The sequence below is a fragment of the Archangium minus genome (assembly GCF_044360475.1).
In the GTDB taxonomy this organism is placed as follows: domain Bacteria; phylum Myxococcota; class Myxococcia; order Myxococcales; family Myxococcaceae; genus Archangium; species Archangium minus.
In genome coordinates this window covers 12228402-12250330 of the sequence record NZ_CP043494.1, presented here as the reverse complement: position 1 = coordinate 12250330, position 21929 = coordinate 12228402, and the positions used below count along the sequence as shown (strand labels likewise).

Annotated in this window: 20 protein-coding genes and 3 pseudogenes; 12 read left to right on the top strand and 11 right to left on the bottom strand. The window is 68.2% G+C overall.

Annotation, left to right across the window (positions count from 1 at the left end):
* The first annotated feature begins 296 nt into the window (after positions 1-296).
* Entirely contained in the window at positions 297-764 is a 468-nt protein-coding gene (locus tag F0U60_RS50440; RefSeq protein ID WP_395811689.1) for a rhodanese-like domain-containing protein, read from the top strand.
* Between the two features lie 25 nt (positions 765-789).
* Here F0U60_RS50440 and F0U60_RS50435 read toward each other — a convergent pair.
* Positions 790-1263: pseudogene (locus F0U60_RS50435) on the bottom strand (transposase); the annotation flags it as partial.
* Positions 1262-1614 (bottom strand): annotated as a pseudogene (locus F0U60_RS50430) (ISAzo13 family transposase); the annotation flags it as partial. The pseudogenes F0U60_RS50435 and F0U60_RS50430, both read right to left, overlap by 2 nt.
* Between F0U60_RS50430 and F0U60_RS50425 the strand changes: the two are divergent.
* The 3 genes from F0U60_RS50425 to F0U60_RS50415 all read left to right on the top strand — a co-directional run bounded on the left by F0U60_RS50425 (position 1557) and on the right by F0U60_RS50415 (position 5233).
* The gene (locus F0U60_RS50425) at positions 1557-1814 is read left to right on the top strand and encodes a hypothetical protein (protein ID WP_395811687.1); all 258 of its coding nucleotides are present in this window, start codon (positions 1557-1559) and stop codon (positions 1812-1814) included. The pseudogene F0U60_RS50430 and the gene F0U60_RS50425 overlap by 58 nt on opposite strands.
* 1040 nt (positions 1815-2854) lie before the next feature.
* Positions 2855-3445 (top strand): hypothetical protein, encoded by a 591-nt coding sequence (locus F0U60_RS50420; RefSeq protein ID WP_395811685.1) that lies wholly within the window; start codon positions 2855-2857, stop codon positions 3443-3445.
* Between the two features lie 657 nt (positions 3446-4102).
* Positions 4103-5233 (top strand): hypothetical protein, encoded by a 1131-nt coding sequence (locus tag F0U60_RS50415; protein WP_395811683.1) that lies wholly within the window; start codon positions 4103-4105, stop codon positions 5231-5233.
* A 247-nt stretch (positions 5234-5480) separates the two neighbouring features.
* On the opposite strand, the gene F0U60_RS50410 is transcribed toward F0U60_RS50415, so the two are convergent.
* The 7 genes and pseudogenes from F0U60_RS50410 to F0U60_RS50380 form a co-directional block, all read right to left on the bottom strand.
* Complete coding sequence (locus F0U60_RS50410; protein ID WP_395811681.1) at positions 5481-5699, bottom strand: ATP-dependent helicase HrpA; 219 nt, start codon at positions 5697-5699, stop codon at positions 5481-5483.
* A gap of 46 nt (positions 5700-5745) precedes the next feature.
* A pseudogene (locus tag F0U60_RS50405) lies at positions 5746-6215 on the bottom strand (NUDIX hydrolase).
* Between the two features lie 43 nt (positions 6216-6258).
* Complete coding sequence (locus F0U60_RS50400) at positions 6259-7725, bottom strand: DUF2380 domain-containing protein (protein ID WP_395811679.1); 1467 nt, start codon at positions 7723-7725, stop codon at positions 6259-6261.
* 180 nt (positions 7726-7905) lie between these two features.
* Complete coding sequence (locus tag F0U60_RS50395; protein WP_395811677.1) at positions 7906-8451, bottom strand: hypothetical protein; 546 nt, start codon at positions 8449-8451, stop codon at positions 7906-7908.
* Positions 8452-8460: 9 nt separating this feature from the next.
* Positions 8461-9078, bottom strand: coding sequence for a hypothetical protein (locus F0U60_RS50390; RefSeq protein ID WP_395811675.1), 618 nt, complete (start codon positions 9076-9078; stop codon positions 8461-8463).
* A 169-nt stretch (positions 9079-9247) separates the two neighbouring features.
* Positions 9248-9907: a metallophosphoesterase gene (locus F0U60_RS50385; RefSeq protein ID WP_395811673.1), complete on the bottom strand. Its 660-nt coding sequence runs from the start codon at positions 9905-9907 to the stop codon at positions 9248-9250.
* 72 nt (positions 9908-9979) lie between these two features.
* Entirely contained in the window at positions 9980-10978 is a 999-nt protein-coding gene (locus F0U60_RS50380) for a lysophospholipid acyltransferase family protein (RefSeq protein WP_395811671.1), read from the bottom strand.
* A 95-nt stretch (positions 10979-11073) separates the two neighbouring features.
* Here F0U60_RS50380 and F0U60_RS50375 point away from each other — a divergent pair, with 95 nt between their 5' ends.
* Positions 11074-13812, top strand: coding sequence for a M1 family metallopeptidase (locus F0U60_RS50375; protein ID WP_395811669.1), 2739 nt, complete (start codon positions 11074-11076; stop codon positions 13810-13812).
* 146 nt (positions 13813-13958) lie between these two features.
* Positions 13959-14156: a hypothetical protein gene (locus F0U60_RS50370; RefSeq protein ID WP_395811667.1), complete on the top strand. Its 198-nt coding sequence runs from the start codon at positions 13959-13961 to the stop codon at positions 14154-14156.
* A 13-nt stretch (positions 14157-14169) separates the two neighbouring features.
* Here F0U60_RS50370 and F0U60_RS50365 read toward each other — a convergent pair whose 3' ends face one another.
* Positions 14170-14919, bottom strand: a complete 750-nt coding sequence (locus F0U60_RS50365; RefSeq protein WP_395811665.1) for an enoyl-CoA hydratase — start codon at positions 14917-14919, stop codon at positions 14170-14172.
* Positions 14920-15120: 201 nt separating this feature from the next.
* Between F0U60_RS50365 and F0U60_RS50360 the strand changes: the two genes are divergently transcribed.
* Together F0U60_RS50360 and F0U60_RS50355 are read left to right on the top strand one after the other, a co-directional pair.
* Entirely contained in the window at positions 15121-15819 is a 699-nt protein-coding gene (locus F0U60_RS50360) for a DUF1361 domain-containing protein (RefSeq protein WP_395811663.1), read from the top strand.
* Between the two features lie 75 nt (positions 15820-15894).
* A complete protein-coding gene (locus tag F0U60_RS50355; protein ID WP_395811661.1) occupies positions 15895-17394 on the top strand; it encodes an ATP-binding protein in 1500 nt (499 codons plus the stop codon).
* Positions 17395-17495: 101 nt separating this feature from the next.
* Here the strand turns inward: F0U60_RS50355 and F0U60_RS50350 are convergent, their stop codons facing one another.
* Complete coding sequence (locus F0U60_RS50350) at positions 17496-18410, bottom strand: ribose-phosphate diphosphokinase (RefSeq protein ID WP_395811658.1); 915 nt, start codon at positions 18408-18410, stop codon at positions 17496-17498.
* Between the two features lie 166 nt (positions 18411-18576).
* Here F0U60_RS50350 and F0U60_RS50345 point away from each other — a divergent pair, with 166 nt between their 5' ends.
* From F0U60_RS50345 to orn, 4 genes are read left to right on the top strand one after another with little or no spacing between them, the layout of a single operon-like run.
* Entirely contained in the window at positions 18577-19272 is a 696-nt protein-coding gene (locus tag F0U60_RS50345) for a phosphoribosyltransferase (protein WP_395811656.1), read from the top strand.
* A 19-nt stretch (positions 19273-19291) separates the two neighbouring features.
* Positions 19292-19966 (top strand): dienelactone hydrolase family protein, encoded by a 675-nt coding sequence (locus F0U60_RS50340; protein ID WP_395811654.1) that lies wholly within the window; start codon positions 19292-19294, stop codon positions 19964-19966.
* A gap of 37 nt (positions 19967-20003) precedes the next feature.
* Positions 20004-21260 carry an alpha/beta fold hydrolase gene (locus F0U60_RS50335; RefSeq protein ID WP_395811652.1) on the top strand — a complete coding sequence of 419 codons (1257 nt, stop codon included), beginning with the start codon at positions 20004-20006 and terminating at the stop codon, positions 21258-21260.
* A gap of 46 nt (positions 21261-21306) precedes the next feature.
* Positions 21307-21879 carry an oligoribonuclease gene (orn, locus tag F0U60_RS50330; RefSeq protein WP_395811650.1) on the top strand — a complete coding sequence of 191 codons (573 nt, stop codon included), beginning with the start codon at positions 21307-21309 and terminating at the stop codon, positions 21877-21879.
* Positions 21880-21929 lie beyond the last annotated feature (50 nt).

Genomic DNA, 21929 nt, shown 5'->3' with positions numbered 1-21929 from the left:
CTGGTGACAGCAGACATCACCGGTGACCGCGCTCTCCAGGCGGTTCCGGTGACGGCGGATCCCCCTGACCAAGCTCCTGGCACGACTGGCGGACCTGCCCCTGCGTCTGATGATGGAAGCCCATCTGTACGCCCCCAGGAGTGGAGCACGAGGCGCGGTACGCTCGACGCGCGTAGGCCACCAACGCTCTCTTATGCGTAAATGGTACCTGCCGCCGTGAGGGAATGGCTCTTTCGAGGGGACCACTTCGTCCCCATACTCCGTGACGTTCCCTCCTTCCGCCACGGAGCCCCGTCATGCGTCCTGCGTCCCCATCCACCGAGCCACACTTCTCCTTTGTCCTCGAGACGCCCGCCGCCACGCCCGAGGCCGCCCGGCAGCACTTCCTCGCGAAGCTGTCGGTGGAGACGGACCCCGCCGACCTGAAGCTCGACCTGGAGCGCGGCCGCAAGGGCTTCGTCGTGGTGGACACCCGCTCACCCGAGGCCTACGCGCGCCGCCACATCCCCGGCGCGCTCAACATCCCGGGCCGCACCGTCACCGCCGAGACGACGGCCTCCCTCTCCAAGGACGACGTCATCATCGTCTACTGCTGGAGCCCCGGCTGTAATGGCGCCACCAAGGCCGCGGTCCGCTTCGCCGCGCTGGGCTTCCGGGTGAAGGAGTTGATCGGCGGCATCGAGTATTGGGTGAAGGAGGGTTTCCCCACCGAGGGCACGCTCCCGCTCGGCACCCCCGTCTTTGGCATGACGGGCGAGCTCTAGAACACCGACCAGTTTGATGCGCACGTCATCCCACCTTCGGCGGGGATGACTCCACGCGCCGCTGCCATGCTTCAAGGTTCTGAATGAAAGCGGCACGCCGCAGGTCAAAGACATTCTTGCGCACTCCGCGGTAGCGCGCACGAGGTCCCTGTCGGCGTGCCAGGTGGGCTTGCCTGTGCTCCACTCCGACTCGTTCGCGGAGCCGCTGCCGGCCAGCGGGCGTCTTCACCTGTTTGCGGAGCCGATGCTGGAGAGCCTCATCCTCGCCAATTGCGACAGTTCGCCCATGACCCGGCCTCGCCTCCGTACACTGCGCACGCAGAGGGCAGCGGTCACACTCCTCTGCTTCAAACTCGACGGTCGTCCCGAGGGTGAAGCGCTGCGTTTGTCCTCCCGGGCAGGCGATTGTCCGGCTGCGCATGTCCAGCTTGAAAGCAGATTTGGGGAACTGCTCCCCATTCTTCGGCTTCCACGGCTTGCAGAGCACCTCTCCGCCTTGGTGTATCATGATCGCGCCCGACACTGACCCAAGCCTCGTTTCGGCTCATGTCGAAGATGCCATAGGGATCGTCTTGCCCAAGGCCTCTTCGGGAAAGTCGTGGACATTGACTTCTTCCGGTCGGCCCTTCGATTGCCACTCCCGTCCTGCATTTCTGAAGGGGCCGACAAGCACATGGCTGACCCGATAGCCTTCGAGCCGCAACTCTGTTGCCAGATTCCGGGTACTTTTGCAGGTCCACCGCAGGGGCGACATGGGATCGCCTCTCGTCATCGGCGACACCAGTTGCTCAAGTGCCTCAACCCATCCCCCCGGAGCTGGGTGCCGCGATGTCGCCGGAGGCCTCCCTGCAGTCGGGCCTTGGGAACATCCTCAACTCGGTGGCCAACGCCATCAACACCGCGACCCAGGCCCTCGAGACCGTGAAGGGGCTCGTGAACGAGGGCACCGCCACGGCGACCAAGACCCTGAACCAGCTGGAGACCGAGCACGTTGCGCCGAAGATGGACAGCAAGCCCGAGGTCTGCGATCTGGAGCTCGACCACGTATAGGAAGGACAGGAGCCCAGTTGTGGGTAGAGGGCGGGAGCAGAGCGGGAGGTGAGGGCCGCAGACGGGGAGCCCATGAACCGCACGCCGGGCCGGGGCAGAACCGATTCATCTCCGGGGGACACACGCCTGCCTGGCCCAGGCCACCTTCCTTGGCGGTGCGGGGCTCCGGATGAGGACTGCAGTGGTGACCGCACGGTGCTCGTGCGTGGAAAACTCTAAGAGGCGCGCTGCTCGTCCATCCACGCAACAAGTGAAGAGAGCGGGCGCCGTCAAGGGGGCCGAGTCATTTCTCTGCCCCTCATGAGGGTCTTCCCCTCCCCTGTATGGTTGGCCGTCCCGCATCCTATCTTCCAGGGTTGTTCTACCTGGGGTGAGGCCAGCTCCATGTCGAATGAGTACCGAAGTCCTGGGGCGGGGGAGGGCCCGAAAAGGGTGTCAAACGACTCGTGGGGGATTCGGAGAGCACGAGGTTTCGAAACGATTCCTTTGACACTTTCTCTGCTCCTTGTTGATTGAGAAAGCGGCTCCACAGGGGAGCCTCAACCGGGTAGGCGCATGGCGTCTTCGCTCCAGGCGCGAAACTCCGGCCATTTCTGCTCCTCCTGACGGAGGCAGAGCCGAAAGAAGAAGAGGCGAGAGCACCGACCGAGGCAGTGGCGAAGGAGGAAGCGAAGAAGGAGCGAACGCGGCGACAGGATGGGGCCGGGCAGCAGCGCATGAAGTTTGTTTTGGACGTCTTCGACTGTGCCGGGAGTGGAGGCAGGCGACGGGTGTTGGAGTACGTGACAGCACTCAGGGGGGGGCGCTCCATTCAGGAGCACCTGGGACGGCCCACGCGGCATGCGATGCGGGCCCCTGCGCCGGGGCCAGCTGTGCAGGCCGCGAGGGCAGTGCCAGCGCTTCGATGCGTTGACCCAATTCACCTGAGGCCACTTGAAATCCAGTGGTAGTCCGCGCTCATGACTGATGAGCGTGAAGCCGCGGGCGAGAAGGTTCTGGCGAAGCTTGCTGCGGAGGCTGACCGTCAGGACTGGGATGCCGTGCTTCAGGCCTTCCAGACTGTCGATGCCGTGGTGAAGCATCCAGCAGGCTACTTCAGCCAGAGTGCGAGCGAGTTGCTGGCCCAGGTTGCGGCTCGAGCGGTGGAGGCGGGCCGCCTCGAGGTTGCTGCCACCCTCTGCGTCGAAGACGAGCAAGCGTTGCTGGGTGGGCCACGAGAAGTGATACGGGCCTTGCGCGAAGGTGATGCCGAGCTGGCCCTGGGACTCCTGAAGGAGCATGCTGTGCTTGGGTCCATGGTGGGGGTCACCCATGGCAACGACCTCGTCACCAGGGCGCCCAGGCTCTTCGACGAGGCAGCGAAGGTGGCGCGGCGCAGAGTTGAGAAGGGCTCGAAGGCTCATGGAGATTTGCAGATCCTGGCGCTTCACACCTTGCTGGAAGGCCGTGAGGCCGAGGCGCGCCAGCACCTGAATACTCTTTTGCGAGAAATGTCACCCAGCCGGGCGAAGAGGATGGCCTCCTCCTTCGAGAAGTGGGTGGAGGATGCGCACGACCTCACCGAAGCGAGGCGTGAGCTGGCTGGGCGATCGTTGCTTCGCCATATTGAATACGCCAAGGTGGCGCGTTGAGCAGGGACTGGACCAGGGGCCTGTCAATCTTCCGCACGCCGTTCACCACCACGGTGGGCTTGAGTGTTACCGCGCACGCTTGTTGATGGAAATTTGGACCGGCTGGTTGATGGGCATCGATGAAGATGAGCGGGCCTGGAGCAGGCCCGGTGATGGAGGCCTCATCTTCCATGCGCGCGCGGACGCCCTTCGCCGTCGAGGCGGATGCGATTGCCGCGTGGGCTCGCGAGCCGCTCCTGCTCGCTACGAAGCTGGAGGCATATGGCCGCTTCGAATGACGTCTCTCCGCGTGCGTGGCACGTCTCAGCACTTCTTCGTGGGAGCGCGCTCCTGGCTGTCGCGGACCTGGCGTCGCACGCGGTGCCGGGTTCGACCATTCATACGAGCGGGTAGAGGTGGAGCCGGAAGAGGCAAGCGGATCCACCGTCCCGGTCGGAGCCGGGGTGCATCGGGCTCGGGGTGGTGGCAGTTGTCTCCCGGCTGGTGACTGCTCTCACCACCCCCTTGCTCCTAACTCGAGTCCCTTCCCGTAACCCCCTGAAACCATCGAGGCTTTCTTTCCACGGAGAGCGACCTGTGGATGGCATGTCGGGTGCAAAGGGACAGGACATCACTCTTCCGTACCAACCTCCGCCGCACCTCCCGAGGAGAGCTCCCATGCCCCGCATCCGCCCCACGCTGCCCCGCCGCTCCGCCACCCTCCCCACGCCCACGGCGTCCCAGCCCAAGCCTCTGGGTCGCGCCTCCACGCTGCCGGCCTCGCTGCCTTCCTCGACGGCGACCACTCCCGCGGCCAGGCCCGCCGCGCGCCCGCCGATCGCCACGGAGCCCAAGCCCGTGAAGCACCCGGGCCTGCCCGAGGGCGGCCCCACGTACAGCCCCTGGGAGAAGAGCACGGGCGAGGCCTCGAACCTGATGGTGAGCGGCGGCGGCAACAAGCTCACGCTTCCCCCGGGCGCCAAGCAGAACATGCTCATCGACAGGCCGGGCAACCCCTTCCAGAAGGATGCTTTCGGGGGCAAGGTGAGCGGCGGCCTGGGCTCGATGCAGGCCTCCACCGCGAGCTACAACGGCGGGGGTTTGCACCATTACTCGGCTCAGGCCGAGCTCAACGGGCCCCATGCCTCCTATGAGCTGCAGAAGGTTCACGCGGGCCGTCTGGGCGTGACCAGCGCTCAGCTCACCGCCGAGGCCAACGCTTTCAAGGCGCAAGCCCAGGCGGGCGTCTCGGCGGATACGAAGGGCCACGCGTACACGGCCGCGCTGACGGGCAAGGCGGAGACGGGCGTGGGCGTCGGGGCGAGCGTGAGCCACGACTTCAACCGGCACGTGGGCGGTTACCTCAAGGGAGAGGGCAAGGCCTCGGCCACCGCCTACGCTGAGGGGGTGGCGACCCTGGACCCGAGGACTGCTACGGCGATGCTCTCGGGCCAGGTGGGCGCGGCCGCCACGGCGGGTGCGTATGGCACGGCGGGCGGACACCTGGGCCGGCTGCACGGCTCGGTCACCGCGGGCGCGGTGGCGGGCGTGGCCGCCCAGGCGGGCGGGAAGCTCGGTCTGGAGAACGGCTTCCTCAAGCACTCCGCGGACGTCAACGCCGCGATGGGCGTGGGCACCCACATCAAGACCGACGCCGCCCTGGACCTGCGCCACCACGTCAAGCCCGGCATCGCGGCGGGCCTGCGCCCCAGCCTCGCCGGCGCGACCGCCGTGGCCTCGCCCGCGGGCACGGTGCAGCCCGAGAAGTCGCGGCTCGAGAACTTCTTCGCGAAGGCGTTCGGCCACTGACGGCCCGCTCCTGGGTTCCAGCACTCCGGGCAACGAGGGGAGCGTATAGGCGGGATAGAGGCCATGTGGAGGGAGAGGGCTGGAGCGCCCAGGGGCCGAGGAGGGCCGCGGACGGGGCCGGCAGAGCAGAGCGCCAGGCGGGTGGAGAAGCCGCGAAGCCCCTTGGGGTACACGCCACCCCAGGCCGCCCTCCAATAATGAGGTGCGCGGCAGGGGCCAGGCTCTCTGGGCTGGGGCGGCTTGAGCCTCAACACCACGCGCTCTGGGGGGGCCCTCGCGCCGGGGCCAGCCTCGCACCTGCAGTGGCCAGACCCAGGTGCTCCAGAATCGCTCGCACTCCACCCCCTGCCTTCAGGTACGCCAGCACCCGCCGCCTGCCTCCACACCTCACGCAGGCGAACACCTCGAAGTCGAACGTCTTCCTCAGGAGTTCCGCCCAGTCCACTCGCGGCGTCCTCTTCTTCACCCGCTCCTTCCTGGCCGCTGCGGCCCGGCTCGACCAAAGCTTGGGGCTAGACTGTTTCGTCGGGCAGGAGCGTGAGCAGTAGTTCGTCGTCGGGCCCGAGCGGGCGCCAACCGGGCGGCGGTGGCGTGGCAAGGAGTGCATCACCAGCCCTGTCGGCGCGTTCCTTGTGGGTTTCTGGGGTGTACGCAAACCAGCGACCAATTGCCTTGGCAACCTTGAAGCGGTTGGCATCGTCCAGCACAGTCGGCCACCCATCGGGAAGACTCTGGGACAACATGCGCACGAGCACATCTCGCACGAAGCGAGTGACCTGCTTGCGCTGCTCCGCCTCGGCGAGCAACCCGCTCAGCACCTGCACCCCTGCGATGTCGTCCGGGCCCAACTCGTCGGCCAACGCCACCAAGGACGCAGTGGGGCGGGCGTTCGCGAAGGCCGTGACCGACTCGTAACCCCTCTCGCGAACCCGCTCATACAGGCGGGCCTTCCGTTGCCCTCCCAGGAACGATCCTCGCTCATCTTCCACGGCAGCGAACGAAATTCATTGGAATCTTATAGTCGCTCATATTCTCCGCGACGATGTCTGAACCTCGTTCCGCGTCAACATCCGGCCCGCCTTGGACTCGGCCTTGCGCAGAGCGTCCATGATCATCCGGTTCCATTCACGGGACCATTGGCGCCCCAGCTTCCAGTTTCCACCACCGTGAATTGCCTGGTGGTGGGTCTGCTGAAGCGAGACACAGAACCAGTCGATTCTCATCTTGTCGGTGAAGCCGCGCCTCTCGAACCACTCGCGGAACTCCTTCGGCAGGACGTGGTGACGTGGGGGCTCGGCCATTCCGGCGCCCGTTTTGCCCGTCACGCGCATGGCCCGCACCTCGGGCGCATCGCCAAGCGCATTGCGCACACCCTGCGGGAGGTCGCCATGTCCCTGTGCCATCATCACGTGGCCGGCCTGAATCCGCACTGCGGTGCTGACGGCGGGTAGGGAGAGGACGCCCACGCGCACCAACTGGCGCATCATCTCCACCCACTCGGAGGACACCACAATCCGCGTCCCCATCATCACGCCGCTGGGGCCCACCATGAGGCCCACACCGAGCATGGCGGGAGGAGCCGCGCGCGGCGCGGGCAACGTGAACTTCAGCACTGACATTGTGGTGAGCGCCTCTATGGACTCCTTCAGCACCAGTGCCGTCTCGAGGACTTTCGCCCCCTTGTTGATGGCCTCGAGGAGTGCGGCGAACTCGCCCGTGAGGTGGACTACCAGGGCGGGCATGTCCTCCGCCGCTGACTCCACCTGTTCTGGCTCCAGGGACGAGAGGGCCGTCATGGGAGGCTCCATCCTCTTCTGCCAGCCGTCCATCCTCATGAAGAGCGTCTCCATGCCGTAGAGGCGTCGGGAGAGCGTCACGTTGGTGAGGTTGAGGAAGTCAAACCACACGGCCAGCAGCATGGAGCCCATCATGGCGGCCTCCAGCCGTGGGCCAGCGAGGCGCAGCAGGGCGAGCTGCATGTTCGGGTCCTCCACCTCCGACGCCTCGGTGGCAAGCTCCGTGGCGGTGGCAAGCTCGGCGTCAATCCACCGCAACTGAGCTTCGCCATAGTCGACGTAGCGGACAAAGATGCCGTTGCCCGCGCCAGCAATGCCCGAGTCGCTGGCCTTGAGTCTGGAGAGCTCGCCGGAAATGCGGCGGGTGGAGTCGGACACCTCGCCCACGCTCTTGCGAAGGGCCAGGTGGGCAGCGAGGGCGCTCTGCCACACAGTCGCGTCGACGCCGCCTGGGTCTGCCCCCGTCACCGCCTCCCGGGAGCCGCGGCGACGGTGCAGCCGCTCCAGTGCCTCGGGTGCAGGAGGGGAGAGCGGCTGGGAGTCGAGGACGAGCGGCGACTCCTCGTCCGTCCCTCCGGATATGGCGGGCCCGGTGGCGCCTTGCAGGATGTAGCGCGGGCTCCGTCCCGGGCCTGGCGGTGGCGTCAGCGACACACAAGCGTTGGACAGGAGGGCCAGGGCAAGCAACAGTCCCATCCCCTTCGCCCCTGACGAGTCAGCGCGCATTGTCCACCCCCAGGCCCAGAAGCGAAGGCACCCGGGCGCAGCGCGCCCATGCTTTCCGGAAACAGCAGCGTGCCACCTGTGCTCAACACGTACAGGTGATCGTCTTGTTGCCCGTGTAGTAATTCAGATGTCTTGAGGGCGCCTCACCGATCATGACTCACGCAGGCCAACCCGTCCATCTGGAGTCGAGGGGGAAACAGGCGCATCGCCACTCGGGACACCCGGCTTCGCTGGAACCCACTGGTCACCAGCATCGGGACTCACTGGGCCGAAGGGCTCCTCGGGCTGACCATCGATGATTCGCTGGAGAATACGGCCATCCGTGCTGATCGCGTACTTGGCTCCTGAATCCAGCGGCATGGGGTTGCCGCAGTATTCGTAGTCCTCGTAGATGTAGACAAAGAGGATGTCCCCCCGGCGAATGACGCGATAACGCTGTGCCTCTTGCCTGTTCTCACAAGGCGGATTCTTGGCCCCTATGGGGAGGAAGTCGTTCGCGGCAATCGTGATGGCCCGGAGCGTCACACCATCCAGTTCATACGGCTCATCCTTCGCGCCAATCTCGACGGCCTCCTGCTCGAAGAATCGTGGAAAGACAATGGAGTTGTCGTACTGCGGTGGCGCTGGGGGTTGAAACAGGTTGCGGAGTATGCAGCCCGAGAGGCAGACGACGAGCACGAGAGGCAGGTTTCTCATCCGAGTCCTCTACTCCGGATCGACACGATAGGTTCTGTCACTGAGCCAGGTCACGGTTCCCATCTTTCTCCGTCGCCACCCCTCTTGTGTGTTGGCCCATTGATCCAGCGTGCGAGTCTCTGGAGTGTATTGATAGAAGCCGTCACACGTGGGGTTTTCAGGATCGGTTGTGTTCGAGAAGAACGCGATGACTGCGAGCGGAATCCTCCCCTCTTTCGTGTCCACGACCCATTCGTGAGTTTTGGCGAGATCAATGATCTTCCGCATGTCGAAATAGGACAGCGGACCCCCGAAAGGGTGATTGTGAAGAGCGAAGACGTACTTGAGGCTGCCTGGTGGGTATCGTTGGTCATCCACGAAGGCAGGAATTCTGCAGCTTTTCTTCCCGGTCAGAGCAGCGCCTGGCTCTGCCTGGTCCGTTAGCATACTCAACTCATATTTGTGGTCCGGCGTGTAGTACAGCCAGGCGCAATATTCGGTTGAGGTGCGTAAAGCCAGCTCTGGGTCTTTGATGTGACGAGCCGTTGCGTTTGGCTTGGACAGAATAAGCGAGCAGGCCGCGAGTAGCGCATCCGAGGAAGTATCGAATGACCCGAAGCCTGCCATTGGTCCCGGAAGGCTTTCCAAGAACCTCTCTTCGGGGCCAAGCCGTACAACGCCTGGAATAGGCTGAGGCTGTGAGCACCCCAAGCCCATGAGGATCAGGAGAAGCTGCCACGTGTGCGCTCCGTGAGCCATAGGGCGCGGAGCATATCGGAAGTGGAATGCAACTCAAGGGACTCATCACGGAGCCTCGTCAGAGCTCCATGTACTCTCGCTTCGCTTTCACCGAGTAGAAGCGACCTTCCGGCAGTACGTACGCGGTGAGGCTCTGGCCGTAGACGCAGCCTGAGTCCAGGCCAATGGCATACGGGTGGCGCTGCACGCCTCGCAGCGCGTCGTGGCCGAAGATGACGAGCTCCGGCCCCTTCCACAGGCTCGCCCAGGGGGCTCCGTCGTCCACCTTCTTCGAGGGCTCTCCGTCCGGCGTGATGCTGCGCAGGTTGAGCATCAGCTCCGGCTTCTGTTCCTCCAGCGGAACCCCGGGGACCAGGCCCCCGTGCACCACGCGCACGTTCAGCTCGGGGAAATGCAGGTGCAGGGGCAGTGATTCCAGGTACGCCCAGTCCTCGTCCTTCAACGTGTCCAGCACCTGCTTGTGCTCGCGCTTGAGCTTCTTTCCCTCGGGCATCTTCCCCGTGTGCCAGCGCAGCACGTGCTCGTCGTGGTTTCCCCGCACCGCGAGCAGCCCGTGCTCCCTCGCCAGGCGCACCACGCCCGCCGAGTCCGGACCCTTCGCCACCAGGTCTCCCACCAGCACCACCCGGTCTTCCCGGCGCCAGTCGCACTCGCGCAGGAGCGCCTCGAGCTCCTCCCTGCAGCCGTGCACGTCTCCGATGAAGAGGGTTCGCGTCATGGTGCTCACGGTGCTCACAGTGGGTTGGGAAATACCCTCACCCCAGCCCTCTCCCAGAGGGAGAGGGGGCATTCACGGATTCAACCCCTGGAGCGGGGTCGCTCCTTCCGACGGTGGCTGCACCTTCCAGCGCCGGTGCAGCCACAGCCACTGCTCCGGGTAGCGCCGCACGTACTTCTCCAGCACCGCCGTCACCGCCGCGGTGTGTGCCGTCACGGCGTCTTGCTCGCCCACGCCCTCCGGTGGAGCAATGGGCCCCTCTATCTCCAGCCGCATCTTCCGCCCGCTCGCGTCTCGTATCCCCATCACCACGAACACGGGCGCCCCCGTGCGCTGGGCCACCACCGCCATCGCCGGTGTGGTGGACGCTGGCCTGCCGAAGAAGGGCACGAACACCGCCGCCTTCGCTGGCAGGGACTGGTCGAGCAGCATCAGCACCGTCTCGCCCAGTTGCACCGCCTCCTGGGCCTGTGCGATGGCCCCCTTGGGGTAGATGAGCCCCGCGCCCGCGGCGACCCGGTTGTCCACGATGCGCATGTTGAGCGCCCCATTCAGTGGGCGCACCAGCGCGTTCAACGGAATGCCGCGCCGCAGAATCATCTTCCCCGCGCGCTCCCAGTTGCCGAAGTGCGCCGTCACCAGCAGCGCGCCCTGGCCCTTCGCGATGGTCGCCTTCAGCGTCTCCCACGCCGCGCCCTGGACTTCCGGTACCTCCCACTCGGGCTCCACATGGTCCTTCGGGTCGATGGACTCGATGACCACTCGGGCCATGGTGATGTAGGCCCCGAGCGCGATGGCACGCCGCGTAGCCTCGCTCTTCTCCGGGTATGCGTGCGCCAGGTTCTCCAGGGCCACCCGGCGGCGGATGCCCAGGGTGAAGGCCAGCCACCCCACGAAGCGGGCGAGTGCATCCCTCATGGCCGCGGGCAGCGCGCACACGGCGTCCATCACCCGGTTGGCGAGCCACCCCACCACGGGCGACGGACGCTTGCCGAGCACCTGGGTGAGCCGGGTGGGCGGCAGCGGGAGGGGGAGACGCTGGGACTCGGGGGAGGGGGCGGGGGCGGACACGGCGGCGCACTCCACCTGGAAGTGGGATGTCAGGCAAGAGGCCTCGCACCTCCCGCCGCTACCCTGCCCGCCCGACCTGGGCTAGACCCCCGCCCATGCCCAAGACCACCCGACGTGCCTCACTCGTCTTGCTGGCCACGCTGACAGCCTGTGGTGCTCGTCAGCCCGTGCCCACGCCGGACTCCAGTGCTTCCGCGCCCCAGGCGCAGGCTCCGGCCACTCCGGCCCGGCCCGGCCCCGTGTCGCCCACGCTGCGCCTGCCGACCCAGGTGCGCCCCACCGGCTACACCGCCGCGCTCACCCTGGACCCCGCCCAGCCCACCTTCCAGGGCGTGGTGGACATCGACCTGGAGGTGAAGGAAGCCGCCGACGCCATCTGGCTGCTCGGCCGTCACCTCAAGCTGAAGGAGGCGACCCTCACCGTCGACGGCAAGCCCGTGGCCGTCACCCAGACGAAGGGCAACGGGGACTTCCTCGGCTTCATCCCCGAGCGCACGCTCCAGCCCGGCACCGCGCACCTGCGCATCGCCTACGAGGGCCAGATCTCCGAGCGGGAGACGCTTGGCACCTTCCGCGCCCAGGACGACGGGGCGTGGTACGCGTACACCCAGTTCGAGGCGCTCGGCGCGCGGCGCGTCTTCCCGTGCTTCGACGAGCCGGGCTTCAAGGTGCCCTGGCAGCTCACCTTCCACGTGCCCGCGGGGAACGTGGCCGTCACCAACACGCCGCTGGTGAGCGAGGAGCCGAACGCCAACGGTGGCACCACCTGGCGCTTCGCGCGCACCCAGCCGCTGCCCAGCTACCTCATCGCGTTTGGCGTGGGCCCCTTCGACTTCCTCGAGGCGAAGCCCTCGGGCGAGAAGGGGGTGCGCACCCGCATCGTCACCCCGAAGGGCCGCGCCGTGGAGGGCACCTACGCGGCGAAGGTGACGCCGGAGATTCTCAGCCACCTGGAGCAGTACTTCGGCATTCCCTACCCGTACGAGAAGCTGGACGTGCTGTCCGTGCCGCTCTTCGGGGGCGCCATGGAGCACCCGGGCCTGGTGACGTTCAACTCGGGGCTCATCCTCGCCAAGCCCGGCGAGGACGCCATCAACCGCCAGCGCGGCTTCTACGAGACGCAGATGCATGAGCTGGGGCACCAGTGGTTCGGCGACCTGGTCACCATGGCGTGGTGGGACGACCTGTGGCTCAACGAGGCCTTCGCCACCTGGATAACGCCGCGCACCGTCGAGCACGCCCAGCCCACGTGGGACGCGCCCGTCGAGCGCGTGCGCGACCGCTCGCGTGCGCTGGACACGGACAGCATGGTGTCGGCACGCCGCATCCGCCAGCCCATCGAGAGCGAGGATGACATCCTCAACGCCTTCGACGGCATCACCTACGGCAAGGGCGCGGCGGTGCTGGCCATGACGGAGAGCTGGCTGGGCCGGGACGTCTTCCAGCGCGGCGTGCGGCGCTACCTGCGCGCCCATGCCCATGGCAACGCCACCGCGAAGGACTTCCTCGACACCCTGTCCGCCGAGGCCGGCAAGGACGTGTCCGGCGTGCTGGGCTCCTTCCTGGACCAGGGGGGCGCGCCGCTTGTCTCCATGCGGCTGGACTGCTCGAACAAGGTGCCCGTGGTGAAGCTCTCGCAGAGCCGCTTCCTGCCGGTGGGCTCCAAGGGCGAGGCGAAGCAGACGTGGAAGGTGCCCCTGTGCGTGCGCTACGGCTCGGGCTCGGTGGTGGACCGCGCCTGCACCGTCATGGAGGGCGAGACGGCCGAGCTGCCGCTGACCCAAGCCAAGAGCTGCCCCTCCTGGCTGCTGCCCAACGCGGACGGCGCTGGCTATTACCGCTCCGCCCTGGACGCGCAGATGCTGGGCCGGCTGCTCTCCCCCGAGAGCCGCGGCATCTCGCGCGCCGAGCGCGTGGCCCTGCTCGGTGACGTGCAGGCCCTGGTGAGCGCTGGCCAGATGCAGGCCGCGGACGCGCTCGGGCTGCTGCCGGGCCTGGCCGGGGAGAAGGATCGCCAGGTGTTCGAGGCGTCGCTGGAGCTGTTGGATCTGCTGCGGCCCTCGACGCTCTCCGAGGCGCGCCTGGCGGACCGGGAGCGCTTCCTGCGCGACACCTACGGGGCTCGGGCCCGGGCGCTCGGCTTCACCCCGCGCGCCAACGAGGACGAGGACACCCGGCTGATGCGCGCCAGTCTGCTGCGCCTCGCTGGTCATCAGGGCGCAGACCCGAAGCTGGTGGCCGAGGCGCGCAAGCTGGCGGAGAAGTGGCTGGGGGACAGCAAGGCCATCGCTCCGGAGCTGGTGGGCATCACGCTGAGCATCGCCGCCGCCCATGGGGACGCGGCCCTGCACACGAAGCTGATGACGGCCATGCGCGCGGAGAAGGCGCGCAAGAAGCGTGAGCAGATCCTCGGCGCGCTGGGGAGCTTCCGGGAGCCCTCGCTGGTGCGGGAGAACCTGAAGCTGTTGCTGGAGCCTGGCGTGGACATGCGCGAGGTGTTCAGGCTGCTCTTCGCGGCTGGCTGGGACGTGCGCACGCGGGACGTGGCCTACGCCTTCGTGAAGGAGAACTACGACGCGCTTGCCGCGCGGCTGCCCGAGGCGGGCGTGGAGATGCTGGCGTGGTCGGCCAGCGCGTACTGCGATCCGGTGCACCGCCAGGATGCCGCCGCCTTCTTCACCGAGCGCATGGCGCGTGCTCCCGGTGGCCCCCGCACGCTCGCCCAGGTGCTGGAAGGGGTGGACCTGTGCATCGCCTTCAAGGCTGCCCAGGGCCCCGGCATTGAGTCCTTCCTCGCCTCGCCCAAGAAGGCGTCGACGGCGCCCGGACGCTGAGCGCTGTCGGCGGAGCGACAGTCGGGAGTTTCCGGGCTTTGGCTGGAAAACACATTCTACAGTCAGGGCCCGGCTGCCTTGACCCTCTCGGAGGGGGACCTTTAGCCTTTTCACCCAGAGTAACGGTTCCCACTTCGGAGGCGAAGATGGCGCACGTGAAGGACGAGGGCCTGGCTCCCCGGGCGAATGGCTCGTCGCGTCCGAGTCTCCCGAGGACACCGCCTCGGGTCTGGCCGCCGGTGTCCCCGGGGGACATGGGGCGGGTGGTACGGCGGCTGAAGGTGACGGCGGAGCGCCCGCGTCCGCCGGAGCCCGAGGTGCCGCTGCTGGAAGGGGCGGCGTAGGCCGCTGGCCGGACTACTTCTTCTTGGAGAGGAAGGCGTTGAAGGCCTCGCGGGCCTCGGTGGAGCTGAGCCGCTGGATGAAGTGGGCGCCCTCGCGAGAGAGGGCCTCGTCCACGGTGGCGCGCAGGGGCTCGCGCAGCAGGCGCTTGGTGAGGCGCAGCGACTCCACGGGCTTGGCGGCGAGCGCGGCAGCGCGCTTGTGCAGCACCTCGGCGAGGCTCGCCTCGGGCACCACCTGGTTGATGATGCCAGCGCGCAGGGCGGTGGTCGCGTCGAAGGGGTCGCCGAACATGAGCAGCTCGGAGGCGAGCGCCAGGCCGGCCACGCGGGGCAGCAGCACGCTGGAGGCGCCCTCGGGGCTCAGTCCCAGGTTGATGAAGGGCATGCTGAAGACGGCGCGCTCGGTGGCCACCACGTAGTCACAGTGCAGCAGCATGGTGGTGCCGATGCCCACCGCGACGCCCTCCACGCCGGCCACCACGGGGCGCGAGAGGTGCGACAGGGCGCGCAGGAAGCGGAAGACGGGGCTGTCCTCGCCGGAGGGCGGGTGCTCGAGGAAGTCCTTGAGATCGTTTCCCGCGGTGAAGGTGTTACCCGCGCCGGTGAGCACCACCACGCGCACGGCCTCGTTCTGATCGGCGTCGAGCAGGGCCTGGGCGGCGGCCTCGTACATCTCGCCGGTGAAGGCGTTCTTCTTCTGCGCCCGGTTGAAGGTGAGGGTGAGGACTCCGGCTTGCAGGTTCGTGAGCAACGTGTCGGACATGGCGGGGAGATTAACCGGAGGACGGGGGAATGGCCCGGGGCTTGCTCTGCTCCTCGGGTGGATGCCTTCCAGCCCCTGCCAACATGACACCCTGTCCTCCCGTGGCCACGCTCGCCGTGTCATTGCGTCAGCCTGGGGACGGCGGGGGTGTTGGGGGGCCGGACACACCCGTGGCTCTCGGGCCACAACACGGTGCTCGCCATGATGACCCTGCGCTCCCGATGGATGTCCCTCCTGCGTCAACATGGACTGCTGCCGGTGCTGCTCAGCAGCGCGGTGGCCGTCGTCATGCTCCACCTGCGGCTCGAGTGGAGCGGGAAGCGGAGCTTCCTCTTCCTGGTGTGGAACCTGTTCCTCGCGTGGGTGCCGTATGGCCTCGCGTTGCTGGCGGGCCTGCTGCACGCGCGCGGGAAGGGGCGGTGGTGGAACCTGCTACCGCTGGGCGGGGCGTGGCTGCTGGCGTTCCCCAACGCGCCGTACCTGCTCACGGACTTCATCCACCTCAAGCCGAGGCCGGGCGTGCCGATGTGGTTCGACGCGGCGATGCTGGCGAGCTTCGCGGCCACGGGGTGGCTGTTGGGGCTGCTCTCGCTGGAGGTATGGAAGCGGCTGTTGGAGGAGCGGTGGGGACGGGTCGTTGCGTGGGGTGGGGTGCTGGCGGCGTCGGTGCTGTGCGGCTACGGCATCTACCTGGGGCGCTTCGAGCGGTGGAACAGCTGGAACGTGCTGAACCGGCCCGGGTCGCTCTTCGAGGCCGTGCTCGGGCATCTGAGCGAGCCCCTGACGTACCGGTGGCTGGTGGGGACGACGGCGGTGTTCGCGGGGCTGGTGCTGCTCTCGTACCTGGTGTTCGAGATTCTGGTGCCGCGGCGCCGGAGGCAGGAGCGGGCGAGCGCGTGAGCGGGATGGTGTTACCTTCTCTGCATGCCTCGCTGGTTCAACACCGCTGGTCCCTGCCGAGCGGATCATCATTATATGCTCCCGGCCCTGCGGCGCTTGCCCGAGGTGCTTCCCCTCATCGGCCAGGAGAGCTACTTCGTTCTCCACGCTCCCCGGCAGGTGGGCAAGACGACGGCGCTGCGGGCCCTGGCCGAGGAGCTCACGGCCTCGGGTCGCTACGCCGCGCTCCATGTCTCCTGTGAGGAGGGTGAGGCGGCGGGCGATGATTTCGCCGAGGCGCAGCGTGCCATTCTGTCGCGCATCCGCCGTAGCGCGGAGATCTACCTGCCCGCGGAGCTGCACCCGCCGCCCTTCCCCCCCTCGCCCGACATCTCGCTGTTGGGCACGGCGCTCGCGGCCTGGGCGCGTGTCTGCCCTCGGCCCCTGGTGCTCTTCTTTGACGAGATTGATGCCCTGCGCGGTCAGAGTCTCCTCAACGTGTTGCGACAGTTGCGCTCTGGCTACTCCGATCGCCCCACTGCCTTTCCCGCCTCCGTCGTCCTGTGTGGCCTGCGTGACGTGCGCGACTACAAGGTGACCACGGACTCGCGCGGCCACCTGGGCACCTCGAGCCCCTTCAACATCAAGGTTGAGTCGCTCACCCTGCGCAACTTCACCCGCGATGAGGTGGAGGAGCTGTACCAGCAGCACACCCATGATACCGGCCAGGTGTTCCTCCCGGAGGCCATCGACAGGGCCTTCTATTGGACGCAAGGCCAGCCCTGGCTGGTCAACGCTCTGGCTCGGCAGATGGTGGAGAAGCTGGTGCCCGACAGGGGGCAGGCCCTCACCGCCGCTCACGTGGACGCCGCCAAGGAGATTCTGCTGCGCCGCCAGGACACCCACCTGGACAGCCTCGCCGAGCGGCTGCGCGAGCCACGTGTGCGCCGCATCCTCGAGCCTCTTCTCGCGGGGCTCGCCCTGGGCGAAGTGCCCGCTGATGATCTGCGCTTCGTCCAGGATTTGGGACTGGTGCGCCTGGCGCCCGCGGGGGGCCTGGAGGTGGCCAATCCCCTGTACCGGGAAGTCATCCCCCGGGTGCTGGCGAACACCGCCTTCGCCTCGCTGCCACCCCAGTCCATCACCTGGCTGCGGGCTGACGGGCGCCTGGACACCGAGCGCCTCATGGAGGCGTTCCTCGCCTTCTGGCGGCAGCACGGCCAGCCGCTCTTGGGCACCGCGCCCTACCATGAGATTGCGCCCCACCTGGTGCTCATGGCCTTCCTGCACCGGGTTGCCAACGGGGGTGGCACGCTGGAGCGCGAGTACGCCATCGGCACGGGACGCATGGACCTCTGCCTGCGCCATGGGCCGGACACGCTCGCCCTGGAGCTCAAGGTGTGGCGCGATGGAGAGAAGGATCCGCTGGAGGACGGGCTGGTCCAGCTCGACGGCTATCTGGCGGGCCTGGGGCTCGACAGCGGGTGGCTCGTCATCTTCGACCGGCGCACGGGTCAGCCCCCCATCGCGGAGCGTACCCGCGCCGTCGCCGCCACCACCTCCACGGGTCGCCGGGTGACCGTGGTACGGGCCTGAGCGCGGTAGAGAGGCAGCTCCTCTGGTCGTGGTTGGCGCGGACCTGTCCGACAGTCGGACAAGTCGGCGAAGAATGAGCCCGGGAGGGGGGTCTCCCGTCGTCAGGCTCTGTTGGACGTGACGCGGCAGATGGCGTCGGCGAGCAGGGGGGCGAGGCCCACCACCTCGTGGTGGAAGGGCAGCCCCTGGCGAGGCACCACGCTGTCGGTGGAGATGAGGCGGCGGATGGGCACCTGGGCCAGCCGCTCCACCGCGGGGCCCACCAGCAGCGTGTGGGTGGCCACCACGGTGATGTCATCGGCGCAGCCCGCCTCCCGTACGGCCTCCGCCGTTGCCGCGATGGTGCCCGCGGTGGAGATGAGGTCGTCCACGATGATGGGCCGCAGCCCGCGCACCTCGCCCACCAGCCCGCGGACGTTCACCTCGGAGCCACTCGTCCGGCTCTTGTGCACGATGGCCAGCGGCAGCCCGAGTTGTCGCGCATAGCGCTCGGCCAGCTTCACCGCGCCCAGGTCCGGGGACACCACCACCGCACCCGGGCCCGCGTAGGGCCGCACGGCCTCGGCCAGCAGGGTGCCCGCGTTGAGGTGCTCGAGTGGCATGGCGAAGCACCCCTCCAGCGAGGCCGTGTGCAGATTCACCGCCACCAGCCGCTCGAAGTGCCCGCGCTCCAGCAGGTCTGCCATCAGCTTGCCGCCGAGCGCCTCGCCAGAGCCCGTTCGCCGATCCTGCCGCGCGTAGCCGAAGTAGGGCAGCACCGCCATGAGCCGAGCCGCGCCACCGCGCCAGCACGCGTCCGCCATCAGCAGCAGCTCCAGCAGGTTCTCTCCCACGGGAGGCACGGTGGGCTGAATCAGGCACACGTTGCGCCCGCGCACATCCTCCAGGAGCTCCACGTGCTGCTCACCATCCGGGAAGCGCTCGAGGTTGCACCTGCCCAGGGGGCGTCCGAGTGCCCGGGCGAGGGACTCCCCCAAGGGGCGGTTGGCGGTGCCACTGAAGACGGTCAGGTCCATGCTCCCCTCCACATCGTGGCGCGCATCATCCCTCATTCCAGCCGGGCAGGGGGGCGGGATTCGTGCACCCGCGCCGAGTGGGTGACCGGGCCCTCGGTAGGGCGTCGGGAGCCAATGACGTGCGCCGTGCTTCTCCTAAACAAAAGACCTTCGCCCCGGGGGGAGCATGCGCTTTCGAAACAGGACGGATGCGGGCCAGCAACTGGCGGCCCTGCTGATGGGATACCGGGCCGAGTCGCCCCTGGTGCTCGGCCTGCCACGCGGTGGCATTCCCGTGGCTTTCGAGGTCGCCCGGTCGCTGGGGGCGCCATTGGACGTGTGGGTGGTGCGCAAGGTGGGGGCTCCGGGGCAGCCGGAGTTGGGCCTGGGAGCGGTGGCCGAGGGAGGAGCGCTCTTCCTGGACCGGGGGATGATCCGCTCGCTGGGCTTCTCCGAGACGGAGGTGCTGCAAACGGCCGAGCGGGAAGCGGAGGAGGTGTCGGCCCGCGTCGCCCGCTTCCGGGGCTCGCATCCCGCGCCGGAGCTTGCCGGCCGCACGGTCATCCTGGTGGACGACGGCGTGGCCACGGGAGGCACGGTGCGGGCCGCCATCCGGGCGCTGAGGGAGCGGCGGCCGAGGCGCATCATCCTCGCGGTACCGGTGGGCGCGGTGGAGTCCCTGGACTCGCTGCGCGCCGAGGTGGACGACCTGGTCTGCGTCCATCCCGCCGAGTTCATGCTGGCGGTGGGCGAGTTCTACGAGGACTTCAGCCAGACATCCGACGAGGAGGTGCAGGAGTTGCTGGCGCGGGTGCGCGGGCCGCGCCGGGAGGCGGGGAGTCCCGAGGCGGCGATGGACGCCGGGGATAACTGGTGGGTTTGAGCGCACGAGGAGGAGCGACATGGCGGTGGAACGGGAAGTCGAGGTGATTGCGGGGCAGGCGAGGCTGGGCGGGACGCTCGCGGTGCCGGACGGGGCGCAGGGGCTGGTCATCTTCGCGCACGGCAGTGGGAGCAGCCGGCACAGCCCGCGCAACCGCTACGTGGCGTACACGCTGCGGATGGCGGGGCTGGGGACGCTGCTCTTCGACTTGCTGACGGAGGACGAGGAGGCGGAGGACGAGGTGACGGCGGCGTTGCGCTTCGACATCGACTTCCTGGCGAGGCGGTTGGGCGAGGTGACGGACTGGGTGTTCGCGCATCCGGAGCTGAGCCGGCTGAGGGTGGGCTACTTCGGCTCGAGCACAGGGGCGGCGGCGGCGCTGGTGGCGGCGGCGGACCGGCCGGAGGCGATCGCCTCGGTGGTGTCCCGGGGCGGGAGGCCGGACCTGGCGGGGGGTGCACTGGAGCGGGTGCTGGCACCGACGCTGCTCATCGTGGGCGGGGCGGACGACATCGTGCTGGACCTGAACCAGCAGGCGCTGGAGCGGCTGCGTGCGCCGAAGGCACTCGAGGTCATCGCGGGGGCGACGCACCTGTTCCCGGAGCAGGGCGCGCTGGAGCGGGTGGCGGAGCTGGCGGCGGGCTGGTTCACGCGCTTCCTCGGTTCGCCGCAGGAACTCGAGGTGAGGCCCTGACGCGCCCCGACGTCCGATGGAGACCCGTACCGAAAGAGTGACCTTCCCAGGAGCCCGGGGCCGGAAGCTGGAGGCGCACCTGGACCTGCCGGCGAGGCGCCCGGTGGCCTACGCCCTGTTCGCGCATTGCTTCACGTGCGGGGGCGACGCCTTCCCAGCCAAGGCCATCAGCCAGGCGCTGGCGGGGCATGGGTTGGCGGTGCTGCGCTTCGACTTCACGGAGGCCGGGGCGGACGCTCCCGTCACGCACGACTTCTCGGACCTCGCGGATGTGCTGGCGGCGGTGGCGTACCTGCGGGCGACACGGGAAGCCCCACGGCTGCTCATCGGCCACAGCCTGGGAGGCACGACGGTGCTTCACGTGGCAAGCGAGGTGCCCGAGGCGAGGGCGGTGGCGACGCTCGGAGCGCCCTTCGAGACGGGCCAGGTGCACGGCCTGTTGGCGCCGGTGCTGAAGCAGGCGGGCGAGCAGGGGGAGGCGCGGGTGCGACTGGGGGTGGGGGCGGTGCGCATCTCCCGGCACTTCCTGGAGGCGCTCACCCGGTCGCCGATGGAGGACGTGCTGCACCGACTGGGCCGGGCCCTGCTGGTGCTGCACGCGCCGGGGGACGGGGTGGTGGGGATGGGGGAGGCACAGCGCCTCTACGCAGCGGCGCGCCAGCCCAAGAGCATCCTGGCGCTGGAGGGAGCGGACCACCTGTTAAGCCGGCCGGAGGACGCGCGCTTTGCGGCGGCGATGCTGGGCGCATGGGCGGGGCGGTACGTGGGCTCGCGGGAGGTGGAGGCGCAGCGTGAGGACGGGCCGGAGTTGGCCCAGGGCGTGGTGGAGGTGCGCGAGGCGGGGGAGGGCCCGTTCGCGCAGGACATCCGAGTGGGGCGGCACCGGCTGAGAGCGGACGAGCCCACGTCCTTCGGAGGCGGGGATACAGGCCCCTCGCCTTACGGCTTGCTGGCGGCGGCGCTGGGGGCGTGCACGGCGATGACACTTCGCCTGTACGCGCGCAACAAGGGCTGGCCCTTGGAGCACGTCTCGGTGCGGCTGCGCCACACGAAGGTGCACGCCGAGGACTGCCAGCACTGCGAGACGAAGGAGGGCAAGGTGGACCGCATCGAGCGGGTGGTGACGCTCGAGGGGCCACTGGGCGCGGAGCAGCGGCAGCGGCTGGTGCAGATAGCGGACCGCTGTCCGGTGCACCGCACCCTGGAGTCCGAAATCGACGTGAACACATTCCTGGAGGATGAGGAGGACCGCGGAGAACAACCCCCCTCGCCCTCCGGGAGAGGGCTGGGGTGAGGGTATCCGTCCCCGTTCTGGAAACCCGGGTTACACTGAGCGCCTCATGCCAGCACCCCATGCCTCCCCCTGTTTCGTTTGGCTCGACCTGGAGATGACCGGGTTGGACCCCGACGAGTCGGCCATCATCGAGATTGGCGTCATCATCACGGGCCCGGACCTGGTGCCGAAGGCGGAGATGGAGCGAGTCGTCTGGCAGCCGGACGAGGTGTTGGGGCGGATGGAGCCGGTGGTGCGGGAGATGCACACGCGCAACGGGCTGTTGAAGAAGGTGCGGGACTCGTCGACGTCGCTGCGGATGGCGGAGAAGGACGTCACAGGCCTGGTGGCGCAGTACTGCGGGCTGGGGGAGGGCATCCTCTGTGGCAACTCCATCCACACGGATCGCCGCTTCCTGGTGAAGTACATGCCGATGCTCGACCGGTACCTGCACTACCGGCAGGTGGACGTGACGAGCCTGAAGGTGCTGGGCAATGCGTGGTTCCCAGACATGGTGCCGCTGAAGAAGACGACGTCGGGGCACACGGCGCTGGCGGACCTGCGCGCCAGCATCGCCGAGCTGACGCACTACCGCACGCACCTCTTCCGCGCGGCTACGGGCGGCGGCCAGGGCACCTGAGGGAACCCGGGTCTACCCGATACCCTCACCCCAGCCCTCTCCCAGAGGGA